Origin of the sequence: Micromonospora sp. DT43 (genome assembly GCF_049841645.1) — a bacterium.
In the GTDB taxonomy this organism is placed as follows: Bacteria; Actinomycetota; Actinomycetes; order Mycobacteriales; family Micromonosporaceae; genus Micromonospora.
In genome coordinates this window covers 36,321-49,900 of the sequence record NZ_JBNCKR010000002.1, presented here as the reverse complement: position 1 = coordinate 49,900, position 13,580 = coordinate 36,321, and the positions used below count along the sequence as shown (strand labels likewise).

Genomic DNA, 13,580 nt, shown 5'->3' with positions numbered 1-13,580 from the left:
GACGCGGGAAAGGTCCGATGTGAACTGTCAGACATCGGCCGCCTCCTATCTAGCGGTGCGTGACCGCAACTAACCTGCCCGTGTCGGCACCCGGGGCGGCCGGGTGACCGGTAGGGGGTGGGGGCCGCATGTCCGACCAACGGGTACCGTCCGGCGTTCGTCGCGCACCGCAGGGGCCACCAGCGGAGTGCGACGTTGCCCGCGGTGGCGTCGAGGCGCAGACCCTGCCGGAGCTGGCCGGCCTGCTGCGCCAGCTGCGCCGCCGCGAGGCCCGGCAGCAGGGCGAGACCCGGCTGACGTACCGGCAGCTGGCGGCGAAGACCGGCTGGTCACGCGGCATCATCGGGGAGTACTTCGCCGGCAACATCCTGCCCCCGCCGGAACGGTTCGACGCGCTCATCCGGCTGCTCGGGGCGACCCCCTCCGAGCAGGGAGTGCTGGCCACCGCGCGGGACCGGATCGAGGAGCGACGTCGACGCCCGACCCGCGACCACCCGGCCACCGGTCGGGCGGCCGCCGGGGCCGTACGGGCCAGGAGCGGCGGCGCCCGGGCCGCCACGGCCCCGACCCGCTTCCCCGTGCCCCGCCAACTACCCCCGGCGCTGCCCGGATTCGTCGGACGTGCCGCCCAGCTCGCCCAGCTCGATGCCGCCTCCGCCGGCCCGGACACCTCAGGCGCGGGCGGCCGGGCGCCGGCCACCGTGGTGACGCTGTCCGGCACGGCCGGGGTGGGCAAGACGACGCTCGCGGTGCACTGGGCGCACCGCGTCGCTGACCGGTTCCCGGACGGCCAGCTCTACGTCGACCTGCGCGGATTCGACTCCACCGGAACGGTGGTGACGGCCGTCGAGGCCGTCCGCGGCTTCCTGGAAGCCCTGGAGGTGCCGCCCGAACGGATCCCCACCCACCTGCCCGCGCAGGTGGGTCTCTATCGCAGCCTGCTCGCCGGTCGCCGGATGCTGGTGCTGCTGGACAACGCCCGCGACGCCGACCAGGTCCGGCCGCTGCTGGCCGGCAGTCCGACCTGCCTGGTCGTGGTCACCAGCCGTAACCGGCTGGCCGGTCTGGTCGCCGCCGAGGGCGCCCGGCCGGTCGGCGTGGACCTGCTCAGCGCCGCCGAGGCCTGGCAGTTGTTGGCCCGGCGGCTCGGCGCGGACCGGCTGGCGGTCGAGCCGCAGGCCGTGGACGAGATGATCGAGCGGTGCGCGCGGCTGCCGCTGGCTCTGGCGGTTCTCGCCGCGCGGAGTGCGGCGAATCCCGAGTTCCCCCTGGCCACCCTCGCCGCCGAGCTGCGCGGAGCGCCGCGCCCACTGGACTCGTTCGACGCCGGCGACTCCGGCACCGACGTGCAGGCCGTCTTCTCGTGGTCGTACCGGAGCCTCACGCCCGCGGCGGCACAGCTGTTCCGGCTGTTCGGCTGCCATCCCGGCCCGGACATCGGGGTCGCCGCGGCGGCCAGCCTGGCCGGGCTGCCCCGGGAGCAGGTGCCGCGACTGTTGGCGGAGCTGGCCCACGCGCACCTCGTGACCGAGCACGCCCCCGGCCGGTTCGGCGCGCACGACCTGCTCCGGGCGTACGCCGCCGAGCAGGCCGAACGACTCGATCCGGCCGAGGTCCGGCGGGCCGCGATCCGGCGTGGGCTGGACCACTACCTGCACACCGCGCACGCGGCCGCGCTGCTGCTGCAGCCGGGCCGGGATCCGGTCACCCTGGCGGCGGCCCCACCGGGTGTGACGCCCGAGGTGATCACCGACCACGCGCAGGCGCTCGCCTGGTTCACCGTCGAGTACCCGGTGCTGCTGGCCGCGGTCGCGCACGCGAAACGTGCCGGGTTCGACGGCCACGCCTGGCAGCTCGCGTGGACGCTTGTGGACTTCCTGCAACGCCGGGGACGGTGGCCGGACCTGGCCGTCGCCCAGCGAACCGCCCTGGCCGGGGCGCGGCGGGCGGGGGACCGGCTCGGGCAGGCGAACGCCCACCGTGACCTCGCCCGGGTGCTGTCCCGGCTGGGCCGGGTGGACGAGGCGGCGACCAACTACCGGCAGGCCCTGGCGCTCTTCGGGGCGCTGGGCGACCACACCGGGCAGGCGCGTACCCACCGGGCGTTCGGCGCGATGCTCGACGGCCTCGGCCGGTACACCGAGGCGCTTGACCACGTGCGGAGGGCTCTCGCCCTCTACCGGGACGCCGGCCATCTGGCCGGGGAGGCCAGCGCCCGCAACGCGGTGGGTTGGGCGCACGCGCAGCTCGGCCAGTACCGTCCGGCGCTCGCGCACTGCGAGCAGGCGTTGGCGCTGCTGCGCCGGACCGGTGACCGGCACGGTGAGGCGAACACCTGGGACAGCCTGGGCTTCATCCACGCCCGGCTGGGCGACCACCGGGAGGCGATCCGCTGCTACGGGCGGGCGCTGCGGCTGTACCGCCGGATCAGCGACCGCTACGACGAGGCGGACACCCTCTCCCGCCTCGGCGAGAGCCGGCACGCGGCGGGGGACCCGGCCGGCGCCGCACGAACCTGGCGCCGTGCCCTGGGCATCCTCGACGACCTCGGTCACCCCGACGGCGAGCGGGTCCGCGCCCTGCTGGCCGGTGCGCCGACCACCCGGGGCCGAGCCGAGTGACGCCGGGCACACCGGCGGTGGCCGATCGAGGTACGCCGGCCGGGACGCTTCGAGGCACTCCGTAGACTGGTACGGCACCGCTCGCCCGCCTGATGAAGGAGCCGTCCCGCGTGACCGTCCAGCCCATCCGTCTTTTTGGGGATCCGGTGCTGCGCACGCCGGCCGATCCGGTGGTCGACTTCGACGTTGAGCTGCGTAGGCTCATCGCCGACCTCACGGACACGATGCGGGGGCAGAACGGCGCCGGCCTGGCCGCGCCGCAGCTCGGTGTGAGCCTGCGGGTGTTCGCCTTCGACGTCGACGACGTGCTCGGGCACCTGGTCAACCCGGTGCTGGAGTTCCCCGACGAGGAGGAGCAGGACGGCCCCGAGGGCTGCCTCTCCATCCCCGGGCTCTATTTCGACACGAAGCGCCGGCAGAACGTCATCGCCAAGGGCTTCAACGGCTACGGCGACCCGCTGCAGATCGTCGGCACCGGGCTGATGGCCCGCTGCGTGCAGCACGAGACCGACCACCTCGACGGTGTGCTCTTCCTGGACCGGCTCGACGCCGCCGGTCGCAAGGAGGCCATGAAGGCCATCCGTCAGGCCGAGTGGTACGACGCGGCCGCGCCGCCGGTGGTCAAGGTCAACCCGCACGCCGGCGGCAGCCCCTTCGGCCTGGGTCGGTGACCCGGATGCGTGTGATCTTCGCCGGTACGCCGGCGGTGGCCGTGCCCGCCCTGGCCGCCGTCGCGGCCTCCCGGCACGAGCTGGTCGCCGTGGTCACCCGACCCGACGCGCCCGCCGGGCGGGGGCGTGGCCTGTCCCGTTCCCCGGTCGGCGCGTGGGCCGACGAGCACGGCGTGGAGGTGCTCACGCCGGCCCGCCCCCGCGACCCGGAGTTCCTCGACCGGCTGCGCGAGCTGTCCCCGGACTGCGTGCCGGTGGTCGCCTATGGCGCGCTGGTGCCGCCGGCGGCGCTGGAGATCCCCCGGTACGGCTGGATCAATCTGCACTTCTCGCTGCTGCCCGCCTGGCGGGGCGCCGCGCCGGTGCAGCACGCGGTGCTGCACGGCGACGAACTGACCGGCGCCAGCGTCTTCCACCTGGAGCAGGGCCTGGACACCGGCCCCGTGTTCGGCACCCTGACCGACGAGATCCGCCCCGGCGACACCTCCGGCGACCTGCTGGAGCGGCTCGCCGACTCCGGCGCCGGTCTGCTGGTGGCGGTGCTCGACGCGATCGCCGACGGCACCGCCCGGGCCGAGCCGCAGCCCGCCGACGGGGTGTCGCTCGCGCCGAAGCTGACAGTGGAGGACGCCCGGGTGCGCTGGGGCGACCCGGCCTTCGCCGTGGACCGGCGGATCCGCGCCTGCACCCCGGCCCCCGGCGCGTGGACGACCTTCCGGGACGAGCGGGTGAAGCTCGGCGCGGTCGCACCGGTGCCCGACGGCCCGGACCTGAAACCGGGGGAGCTGCTGGTGGAGAAGACGCGGGTGCTGGCCGGCACGGCGACCGTGCCGGTGCGTCTCGGCGAGGTCCGCGCCGCGGGCAAGCGCGCCATGGCGGCCACCGACTGGGCGCGCGGCATCCGTGTCAGCGCCGGCGAGGCCCTCGCGTGACGGCCCCGGAGGGCACGCGTCCGTTCCGCGGCGGTTCGTCCGCCGGGCGCGGTGGCGACCGCCGGCCGGCCCGGCCGCCCCTGGACCGGCCACGACGCGCGGCGTACGAGGCGGTGGCCGCCGTGCACCGCGACGACGCCTTCGCCAACCTGGTGCTGCCCATCATCCTGCGCGAGGAGGGGCTGTACGGCCGCGACGCCGCCTTCGCCACCGAGCTGACCTACGGCACCCTGCGCCACCTCGGCACGCTCGACGCGATCCTCAGCGACGCGGCCGGGCGGGACGTGGACCGCATCGACCCACCGGCGCGCGACGCGCTGCGGATCGGGGCGTACCAGCTGCTGCACACCCGGGTGCCTCCGCACGCGGCCGTGTCGTCGACCGTGGACCTGGTCCGCTCGGTCGCGCCGGGCGCCGCCGGGTTCGCCAACGCGGTGCTGCGTGAGGTGTCCACCCGCGACATCGACGGTTGGGTGGCCAAGCTCGCCCCGCCGATCGAGACCGATCCGGTCGGGCACCTGGCGCTGGCGTACAGCCACCCGCAGTGGATCGTGCGGGCCTTCTCCGAGGCGCTCGACGGCGACCTGGGCGAGACCGCCAGGCTCCTGATCGAGGACAATGAGCGGCCCCCGGTGCACCTGTGCGCCCGACCCGGCCTCATCGATCCGATCGAGCTGGCCGACCAGGTCGGCGGCGCGCCCGGCGCCTTCTCGCCGTACGCCGTCTATCTGCCCGGCGGCGCGCCCGGCGACGTGCCGGCGGTGGTCGACGGTCGTGCCCACGTCCAGGACGAGGGCTCCCAACTCGTGGCCGCCGCGCTCGCCGACGCGCCGCTGGACGGCCCGGACGGGCGCTGGCTGGACCTGTGCGCCGGTCCGGGCGGCAAGGCCGGCCTGCTCGGCGCGTTGGCCGCGCAGCGCGGTGCCCGCCTGACGGCCGTCGAGGTGGCCGAGCACCGGGCCCGGCTGGTGTCCCAGGCGACCCGGGGCCTGCCGGTTGCCGTGCTGGCCATGGACGGTCGTGAGGTCGGCGCGGACCCGAAGCTGCCGGAGGGCCACTTCGACCGGGTGCTGGTGGACGCCCCGTGCACCGGGCTGGGCTCGCTGCGTCGCCGGCCCGAGTCGCGTTGGCGTCGCCAGCCCTCCGACCTGCCGCCGTTGACCCGGTTGCAGCGGGAGTTGCTGGGCGCGGCGCTGCGGGCGGTCCGGCCGGGCGGGCTGGTCGCCTACGTCACCTGCTCGCCGCACACGGTGGAGACGCACGTGACGGTCACCGAGGCCGCCCGCCGCAGCGGGGTGTCGGTGGACTTCGTCGACGCCCGACCGCTGCTGCCGGCCGGCATGCCGGGCCTGGGCGACGGTCCCACCGTGCAGCTCTGGCCGCACCGCCACGGCACGGACGCGATGTTCCTCGCCGTCCTGCGCAAGGGCTGACAGCCGTCCTGCGCAAGGGCTGACAGCAGTCCCGCTCAGGGGGCTGAATGTGACACCGCACCCGGCCGGCTCGGCTGGGTGCGGTGTTGTGGGCTGGGGTCAGGTGACCGGGAGGCCCTTGGTGCCGGCGTTGCGCATCGAACGGGTCAGGTTCCGGTCGCTGATCCACAGGAAGCACTGCACGCCGCGGTTGCCGTTGCGCCACTCCTGCTCGTACGGCTGGTAGTAGATCGTTCCGGCGCGGAAGTCGAGCTGGGAGTTGTCCGGCACCTTGGCGTACCTGGCGGTTACCGACTGGCACGCCCGGTGGGTGCGCTTGGTGGTGCGGTTGAACTCCGCGTAGCTGATGTCCGGCGCCTGCCAGATCCCGACGAACTCGGCGTGGTGCTTGGCGGTGCAGGACACCGCCACCATCTCCTCGATCTTGTCCTTGTTCAGCTTGGGGTTGAAGCAGCGGTACGCCAGCGGCGCCGCGCCGGTCAGCGCGCCCCGCAGGCTGCCGGTGCGCAGGTCGACGGCGGTGTCGTCGATGCTGGTGATCTCGGTGACGTCGCAGCGGAACCAGCGGGCCCCGCCGGCCCAGGCGGCAGGCGAGGGCAGCACGACGGCCAGCCCGAGGCGCCCGGAGCGCCAGTCGGCGCCGACCGCCTTGTTGACCTCCGTCTGGCAGCCGGCCTGCGCGGCCCGCATGCCCTCCGAGCCGGGCGGCGGGGGTGTGCCGCGCTCCGCGCCGGGGCCGGTGAGCGTGCCGACGTGGAGGGTCTCCACCCGGTGCGACTCGCCGCACTCCATCGGGTTGTAGCCGCTCAGGAAGCCGACCTGCTGGTAGGAGTGGTGGCAGACACCCGCGGTGGGGACGAACTGCTGCGCCGCCACCGGCGCCGGCCAGTCGTCGACCAGGTCAGTGTCGACTCCGGCGGGTGCGCCACAGCCGGAGAGCGCCAGGGCCACCGCCGCGCCCCCGGCAATCGCCGTCAACCACCGTCGCATCTCCGAACCTCCCGCCGCCGGTGACCTCCGATCGACCCCAGCCGGCCGGTACCGTCACGGCGCAGCAGCATACGGCACCGTGACTCAGATCGCGGGCAGTCCCTCGGGGCCGGCGCCGCGCATCGAACGGGTGAGTTTGCGGTCGTCGCTCCACAGGAAACAGCGCACCCCACGGTCGCCCTCCTCCCACTCCCGCTGCGACGGTGGGTAGTAGATGGACCCGGCCCGGTACGGCAGGTCGCTGTTGTTCGGCACGGCCGCGTACGCGGCGATCAACGTCATGCACCGCCGGTGCGCCTGCTCGCCCGCGCGGGTGAACTCGCCCCAGCTCATGTCCCGTTCCTCGTAGACCCCGACGAACTCGGCGCGGTGCGGCTCGGTGCACAGCACCGGGGCCATGTAGTTGAGGTTGTCGCCGATCAGCTTGGGGTCGAAACAGCCGTGGGTCAGCGGGGTGTTGCCGATCAACGCGCCGCGCAGGCTGCCGACGCGGTTCACCGGCCGGGTGTTGTCGATGCTGCCGGTCTCGCTGAGGTCGCAGCGGAACCAGCGGGCGCCGCCGGTCCAGGCCGGCCCGGAGGGCAGCGACAGCGTCAGGGTGAGCCGGGCCGTGTGCCAGTCGCCGCCGAGCACCTCCCGGGCCCGCTGGTCACACTCGGAGCGTGCCGCGCGCAGCGCGGTCGAGCCGGGCCCGGGGCGGGCGCCGGCCCGCGCGGCCGCGCCGGTGAACGTGCCGACGTGGATCGCCTCGGCGAGGTGGCTACGGGCGCAGTCCACTGTCTCGTAGGTGCTGGCCTGCACGATCGAGGTGATCCGGGGCAGGCAGGTGTCGGTGGCGGGTGTGAACGGCTTCGGAACCCGCAGCTCCGGCCAGTCGTCGGTGAGATCACCGTCCGCGCCTCGCGCCGGCCCACAGCCGGCCAGCAGCATCATCGTGATGCCGACCAGCGCCAGCGCTGGAAGCCACCGTCGCATCGTCCGCCCTCCCGGGAGCTGGCGACCGGTCACCGCGCCCCGCGGCGCGACCCCGGCGGGCGTGCAGCCTACGGCACCGTCCCGCTTGGAGTGTCGTCGCGTTTGGGTCGATCGGCCAGCCACTGATGTCTGTTCGTCCGGAATCGAGGGCCCGGACCGGCTCATTCTGCACTACTGGTCACTGCTGGGTCACAGCGTGTCGGAGTTGGTGCCGTGCTGCGGTCGGCGGGTGGCGACGTTCGTACACTGGCCCCGTGACCGTACCGCCGCCGATCGTCGCGCCGAGCATCCTGGCCGCCGATTTCGCCCGCCTCGCCGAAGAGGTCCGTGCCGTCGAGGACGCCGCGGACTGGTTGCACGTGGACGTGATGGACAACCATTTCGTGCCCAACCTGACCATCGGTCTGCCCGTGGTGCAGAGCCTGCGCGCCGCCACCGCGATGCCGTTCGACGTGCACCTGATGATCGACGACCCGCGTCGGTGGGCCCCCGGGTACGCCGACGCCGGGGCGTACAACGTCACGTTCCACGCCGAGGCGGCCGACGACCCGGTGGCGCTCGCGAAGGACCTGCGCTCGGCAGGCGCGAAGGCCGGGCTGGCCATCGACCGGGACACGCCAATCGAGCCGTACCTGGAGCTGTTGCCCAGCTTCGACACCCTGCTGATCATGACGATCAAGGCGGGTTTCGGCGGGCAGCGGTTCATTCCGCAGATGCTGGACAAGGTCCGCGCCGCCCGCCGGCACGTCCACGCCGGCCACCTGGAGCTGCGCATCGAGGTGGACGGTGGGATCGCCGCCGACACCATCGAGCAGGCGGCCGCGGCCGGGGCCGACGCGTTCGTGGCCGGGACCGCCGTCTACGGCGCGGCCGACCCGGCGGAGGCGGTCCGGCACCTGCGGGCGCTGGCGGAGCGCGCGGCGCCCGGGGCCTGAGGTGGAGCCCGAGGGCGACCGCAAGGACATCATCCTCGTCGTCGACGACGACGAGGACATCGCCCGCTTCGTCGAGTTCAACCTGCGGCTGCACGGCTTCGAGGTGATCCACGCCAGTGACGGCCAGGAGGCCCTGGAGGTCATCGAGCGGCAGCGGCCGGACCTGGCGGTGGTCGACCTCATGATGCCCCGCGTCGACGGTCTGGAGCTGACCCGACGGCTGCGCGCCGACCCGATGACCTCCGCCCTGCCGGTGATCATGTTGACGGCGAAGGGGATGACCGTGGACAAGGTCCACGGCCTCAGTGCCGGCGCCGACGACTACCTGGTCAAGCCGTTCGACACCGCCGAACTGGTGGCCCGGGTCTCCTCGACGCTGCGGCGCAACAAGGAGTTCCGGGAGGTCTCCCCGCTGACCGGGCTGCCCGGCAACAGCCGGATCCGTCGGGAGATCAGCGACCGGGTCCGGCACGGGGTGGACTACGCGGTCGGCTACATCGACATCGACCGGTTCAAGAGCGTCAACGACAGGTACGGCTTCGTGCGGGGCGACGACTTCATCTCCGCGCTGGCCCGCAGCCTGCACCGGGCCGTGGTGGCGGTGGGTCTGCCGCCGGCCTTCCTCGGTCACGTCGGCGGCGACGACTTCGTCATCGTCTGCGCGCCGGACCAGGTCCGCCCGCTGACCTCCGGCGCGGTGGTCGACTTCGAGAAGGCCGCCGACACGCTCTACGACCCGACCGACCGCGAGCGCGGATTCGTCGAGTTGAAGGACCGGCGCGGCACCATCCGCAGGGCCGCCCTGGTCACACTGTCCATCGGCGTCTCCCTCTCCGACGCCGGCAAGCGGTTCACCGACCCGCTCGAGGCGATCGCGGTGGCCTCGGAGATGAAGACGGTCGCGAAGAGCCAGCCGGGGTCGTACGTGGCGGTGGACCGGCGGCGCGGCGTCACCTGACGCGTGACCCCGCTGTGAAGTAGCTCGCCTAGGAGGTGTCGGAGCCTCAGAAGCGTGTAAGACTGCGAGGTACCCACCACGCGCTGGCGGGACTCGGTGAAATTCCGAACCGGCGGTGATCCACGGTCCAACCGTGGTCAGCCCGCGACCCGGACGGCTTCGGCCGGCCGGTGGACCTGGTGAAAATCCGGGGCCGACGGTTGGGTGCGGTTCGTCCGCGCCCAGACAGTCCGGATGGGAGACAGCGCGCGGGACGGACGGGTTCGAGCCGGCCGCTGGCGTCAGCGTGCCGTGCCGCCCATCCGGGTCGGCTGTGCCGTACCCGGAATCCGCCGCCGCCTGCCCGCGGCCCATGCCGCCTCCCTGACCGCCCGCGCGCGCACCGGCGAGTGAGAGGGCAGGACAGGGCGATGGCCAGCGTCTCCGTCGATGAGGCGATGCGGCGTGCGATCGAGCTGGCGGCGCGCGGGCTGGGCACCACCAGCCCCAACCCGGTGGTCGGGTGCGTGCTGCTCGACGCCGACGGCGAGGTCGTGGGGGAGGGCTTCCACGCGTACGCAGGCGGGCCGCACGCCGAGATCGTCGCGCTCGCCCAGGCCGGGCCACGCGCCGAAGGCGGCACCGCAGTCGTCACCCTGGAACCCTGCGACCACACCGGCCGCACCGGCCCCTGCAGCACCGCGCTCGTCCAGGCCGGGGTGTCCCGCGTGGTCATCGCCGTCCCCGACCCGAACCCGGTGGCCTCCGGCGGCGCCGCCACGTTGCGCTCCGCCGGGGTCCAGGTCGATCTGGGGGTACGCGGCGACGAGGCCGAGGCCGGCAACGTCGCGTGGTTGACCTCGATGCGCCGGGGCTGGCCGTACGTCATCTGGAAGTACGCCGCCACCGTCGACGGTCGGTCCGCCGCCGCGGACGGCACCAGCATGTGGATCACCTCGGAGGCGGCCCGGATCGACGTGCACGCGCTGCGCGGCACCGTCGACGCGGTCGTCGCCGGGGTGGGCACCGTGCTCGCCGACGATCCCCGGTTGACCGCCCGGAACCTGCGCGACGGCAGCCTGGCCATCCGGCAGCCGCTGCGGGTGGTGGTGGACAGCTCGGGGCGTACCCCGGCTGACGCCCGGGTCCGCGACGGCGCCGCGCGGACGTGGATCGCGACCGCCGCGGAGGTGGGCGCCGACCCGGACGGCCGGGTGGACCTGCCGGCGCTGCTCGCGGCGCTGCACAAGCGCGGGGTCCGCGCCGTGCTGCTGGAGGGCGGCCCCCGGCTGGCCGGCGCGTTCCTGGCCGCCGGCCTGGTCGACAAGATCGTCGGGTACGTCGCGCCGCGGCTGCTCGGCGCCGGCCCCACCGCCCTCGTCGACGCGGGAGTGACGACCATCGCCGAGGCCATCGATCTGGAGTTCGTCGACGTTACGCAGGTCGGTCCGGATCTCCGGATCACCGCTTTGCCCCGCAAAAGGGAGGGCTGACATGTTCACCGGCATTGTCGAGGAGTTGGGGGAGATCGTCCGGGTCACGGCCACGGCGGGCGATTCGGCGCTTGTCGCCGTACGCGGCCCGTTGGTCACCTCGGACGCCCGCCACGGCGACTCCATCGCCGTCAACGGCGTCTGCCTGACCGTGGTGGACGCGGCCGACGGAGTCTTCACCGCCGACGTCATGGGCGAGACCCTGCGCCGCTCCGCGCTGGGCGCGCTGCGCCCCGGCGACCCGGTCAACCTGGAGCGGGCCGCCGCGCTGGGCAGCCGCCTCGGCGGTCACCTCGTGCAGGGCCACGTCGACGGCGTCGGCGAACTGATCTCCCGGGAACCGGCCGAGCAGTGGGAGACGGTGCGGTTCCGGCTGCCCGCCGCCCTGGCCCGGTACGTGGTGGAGAAGGGCTCGATCACCATCGACGGCGTGTCGCTGACAGTGGCGGAGGTGGGCGCGGACGAGTTCGCCGTCGGGCTGATCCCGACCACGCTGAAGCTGACCACGCTCGGCGCGAAGGGCGTCGGCGACCCGGTCAACCTGGAGGTCGACGTGGTCGCCAAGTACGTCGAGCGGCTGCTCGGCGCCCGCCTCGCCGACGCCTCTCCGGTGGATCCGAGCACGGGCGGGGTGGCCTGATGGGCGCCGTCGGTTGGCTGCTCGACGCGCAGGTGCAGATCGCCGGCTCGCCGGTGCTGGTCCGGGAGATCGTCGGCAACGTGTTCGGGCTGGTCTCCGCGCTGCTCGGGCTGCGCCGGCTGGTCTGGGCGTGGCCGGTCGGCATGATCGGCAACGCGCTGCTGTTCACCGTCTTCCTCGGCGGGGTGTTCGCCACGCCGCAGGCTCACGACCTGTACGGACAGGCCGGCCGGCAGGTGTTCTTCTTCGCCGTCAGCGTCTACGGCTGGTGGCGGTGGCGACGTAACAGCCGCACCGACGCGGGCCACGCCGCGGTGCTGCCGCGCTGGGCCACCGGCCGGGAGCGGCTGATGCTGCTGCTGGCCGCGGTGGTCGGCACCGCCGCCGCGTACCCGGTGCTCAAGGCGCTGGGCTCCTGGGGTCCGCTGGCCGACGCCTGGATCCTCACCGGCAGCCTGCTGGCCACCTACGGCATGGCCCGCGGCTGGGTCGAGTTCTGGCTGGTGTGGATCGCGGTCGACGCGGTCGGCGTGCCGCTGCTGCTGCGCGGCGGGTTCTACCCGTCGGCGGCCATGTACCTGGTCTACGGCGCCTTCTGCGCCTGGGGCTTCGCCGCCTGGTGGCGCACCTCGCGCGCCACCCGCCCGGCCGCCGCACTCCCGCCCACCTACACGGAGGCCGTCGCGTGACCAGCTTTGGGGATATCGACGAGGCGATCGCCGAGATCGCGGCCGGGCGGCCGGTCGTCGTGGTCGACGACGCCGACCGGGAGAACGAGGGCGACCTGATCTTCGCGGCCGAGCTGGCCACGCCGGAGCTGCTGGCGTTCATGGTGCGCTACACGTCCGGGTACGTCTGCGTGTCGCTGACCGAGAGCGAGGCCGACCGGCTCGACCTGCCGCCGATGCACCACACCAATCAGGACCGGCGGGGCACCGCGTACACGGTGACCGTGGACGCCCGGGAGGGGATCAGCACGGGCATCTCCGCGGCCGACCGCGCGCACACCATCCGTCTGCTCGCGGCAGCCGACACCGATCCGACCGACCTGGCCCGGCCCGGGCACGTGGTGCCGCTGCGCGCCCGCGAGGGCGGGGTGCTGCGCCGACCCGGGCACACCGAGGCGGCGATCGACCTGACCCGGCTCGCCGGGCTGCGCCCGGCGGGCGTGCTCTGCGAGCTGATCAACGACGACGGCACCATGATGCGGCTGCCGGAACTGGAGAAGTTCGCCGCCGAGCACGGTCTCACGCTGATCACCATCGCTGACCTGATCGCCCACCGGCGGCGTACGGAGAAGCAGGTCGAGTTGGTCGCCGACGCCCGGATGCCGACGCGGCACGGGGTGTTCCGGGCGCTCGGCTACCGCGCCGAGCACGACCCGGCCGAGCACGTCGCCATGGTGCTCGGTGACCTCGGCGACGGTCAGGACGTCCTGGTCCGGGTCCACTCCGAGTGCCTGACCGGTGATGTGTTCGGCTCGCTGCGCTGCGACTGCGGGCCACAACTGGACGCCGCGCTGGCCCGGGTCGCCCACGAGGGCCGGGGGGTGGTGCTCTACGTCCGCGGGCACGAGGGACGCGGCATCGGCCTGCTGCACAAGCTGCAGGCGTACCAGTTGCAGGACCAGGGTCGCGACACCGTGGACGCCAACCTCGACCTGGGCCTGCCGGCCGACGCCCGCGACTACGGCACCGGCGCGCAGATCCTCTACGACCTCGGAGTGCGCTCGATGCGGCTGCTGACCAACAACCCGGCCAAGCGGGCCGGGCTGGAGGGCTACGGGCTCACCATCACCGGCCGTGAGAGCCTGCCTGCCGGCGCGCACCCGGAGAACCTGCGCTACCTGCGCACCAAGCGGGACCGGATGGGTCACCTGCTGGACGAGTTGGACGAGGTGTCCGAGGCGCCGCTGGGGCGTCCGGTCGCCGACGACGAGATCGGAGCATGACG

Annotated in this window: 12 protein-coding genes and 1 riboswitch; of the genes, 10 read left to right on the top strand and 2 right to left on the bottom strand. The window is 73.9% G+C overall.

Annotated elements, in window-relative coordinates; genetic code table 11:
- Window positions 1-128 precede the first annotated feature (128 nt).
- From ACLQ26_RS04340 to ACLQ26_RS04325, 4 genes are all read left to right on the top strand, one after another.
- Window positions 129-2,621, top strand: a complete 2,493-nt coding sequence (locus ACLQ26_RS04340) for an ATP-binding protein (RefSeq protein WP_425743188.1) — start codon at window positions 129-131, stop codon at window positions 2,619-2,621.
- 110 nt (window positions 2,622-2,731) lie between these two features.
- Complete coding sequence (gene def, locus ACLQ26_RS04335) at window positions 2,732-3,292, top strand: peptide deformylase (RefSeq protein ID WP_266249922.1); 561 nt, start codon at window positions 2,732-2,734, stop codon at window positions 3,290-3,292.
- Between the two features lie 5 nt (window positions 3,293-3,297).
- Entirely contained in the window at window positions 3,298-4,224 is a 927-nt protein-coding gene (fmt, locus tag ACLQ26_RS04330; protein WP_425743187.1) for a methionyl-tRNA formyltransferase, read from the top strand.
- Window positions 4,221-5,657, top strand: a complete 1,437-nt coding sequence (locus ACLQ26_RS04325) for an RsmB/NOP family class I SAM-dependent RNA methyltransferase (protein ID WP_425743186.1) — start codon at window positions 4,221-4,223, stop codon at window positions 5,655-5,657. The genes fmt and ACLQ26_RS04325 overlap by 4 nt, the downstream gene beginning before the upstream one ends.
- A 99-nt stretch (window positions 5,658-5,756) precedes the next feature.
- Here ACLQ26_RS04325 and ACLQ26_RS04320 read toward each other — a convergent pair whose 3' ends face one another.
- Together ACLQ26_RS04320 and ACLQ26_RS04315 are read right to left on the bottom strand one after the other, a co-directional pair.
- A complete protein-coding gene (locus tag ACLQ26_RS04320) occupies window positions 5,757-6,647 on the bottom strand; it encodes a septum formation family protein (protein ID WP_425743185.1) in 891 nt (296 codons plus the stop codon).
- A gap of 84 nt (window positions 6,648-6,731) precedes the next feature.
- A complete protein-coding gene (locus ACLQ26_RS04315; protein WP_425743184.1) occupies window positions 6,732-7,622 on the bottom strand; it encodes a septum formation family protein in 891 nt (296 codons plus the stop codon).
- 254 nt (window positions 7,623-7,876) lie between these two features.
- Between ACLQ26_RS04315 and rpe the strand changes: the two genes are divergently transcribed.
- The 6 genes from rpe (at window position 7,877) to ACLQ26_RS04285 (ending at window position 13,578) form a co-directional block, all read left to right on the top strand.
- A complete protein-coding gene (gene rpe, locus ACLQ26_RS04310) occupies window positions 7,877-8,557 on the top strand; it encodes a ribulose-phosphate 3-epimerase (protein WP_425743183.1) in 681 nt (226 codons plus the stop codon).
- Between the two features lies 1 nt (window position 8,558).
- Window positions 8,559-9,515 (top strand): GGDEF domain-containing response regulator, encoded by a 957-nt coding sequence (locus ACLQ26_RS04305; protein ID WP_425743182.1) that lies wholly within the window; start codon window positions 8,559-8,561, stop codon window positions 9,513-9,515.
- 78 nt (window positions 9,516-9,593) lie between these two features.
- Window positions 9,594-9,765: riboswitch (FMN riboswitch) on the top strand.
- Window positions 9,766-9,925: 160 nt separating this feature from the next.
- A complete protein-coding gene (gene ribD, locus ACLQ26_RS04300; protein WP_425743181.1) occupies window positions 9,926-10,987 on the top strand; it encodes a bifunctional diaminohydroxyphosphoribosylaminopyrimidine deaminase/5-amino-6-(5-phosphoribosylamino)uracil reductase RibD in 1,062 nt (353 codons plus the stop codon).
- A gap of 1 nt (window position 10,988) precedes the next feature.
- Window positions 10,989-11,627 carry a riboflavin synthase gene (locus tag ACLQ26_RS04295; protein WP_425743180.1) on the top strand — a complete coding sequence of 213 codons (639 nt, stop codon included), beginning with the start codon at window positions 10,989-10,991 and terminating at the stop codon, window positions 11,625-11,627.
- Window positions 11,627-12,316, top strand: coding sequence for a nicotinamide riboside transporter PnuC (gene pnuC / locus ACLQ26_RS04290; RefSeq protein ID WP_425743179.1), 690 nt, complete (start codon window positions 11,627-11,629; stop codon window positions 12,314-12,316). The genes ACLQ26_RS04295 and pnuC overlap by 1 nt, the downstream gene beginning before the upstream one ends.
- Window positions 12,313-13,578, top strand: a complete 1,266-nt coding sequence (locus tag ACLQ26_RS04285) for a bifunctional 3,4-dihydroxy-2-butanone-4-phosphate synthase/GTP cyclohydrolase II (protein WP_425743178.1) — start codon at window positions 12,313-12,315, stop codon at window positions 13,576-13,578. Before pnuC ends, ACLQ26_RS04285 begins: the two co-directional genes overlap by 4 nt.
- Window positions 13,579-13,580: the final 2 nt, after the last annotated feature.

Bases quoted from the DNA above. Each gene is read 5' to 3' on its own strand.
- ACLQ26_RS04340 (WP_425743188.1), top strand. From the start codon at position 129: ATGTCCGACCAACGGGTACCGTCCGGCGTTCGTCGCGCACCGCAGGGG.
- fmt (WP_425743187.1), top strand. From the start codon at position 3,298: ATGCGTGTGATCTTCGCCGGTACGCCGGCGGTGGCCGTGCCCGCCCTG.
- ACLQ26_RS04320 (WP_425743185.1), bottom strand. From the start codon at position 6,647: ATGCGACGGTGGTTGACGGCGATTGCCGGGGGCGCGGCGGTGGCCCTG.
- ACLQ26_RS04315 (WP_425743184.1), bottom strand. From the start codon at position 7,622: ATGCGACGGTGGCTTCCAGCGCTGGCGCTGGTCGGCATCACGATGATG.
- ribD (WP_425743181.1), top strand. From the start codon at position 9,926: ATGGCCAGCGTCTCCGTCGATGAGGCGATGCGGCGTGCGATCGAGCTG.
- ACLQ26_RS04295 (WP_425743180.1), top strand. From the start codon at position 10,989: ATGTTCACCGGCATTGTCGAGGAGTTGGGGGAGATCGTCCGGGTCACG.
- pnuC (WP_425743179.1), top strand. From the start codon at position 11,627: ATGGGCGCCGTCGGTTGGCTGCTCGACGCGCAGGTGCAGATCGCCGGC.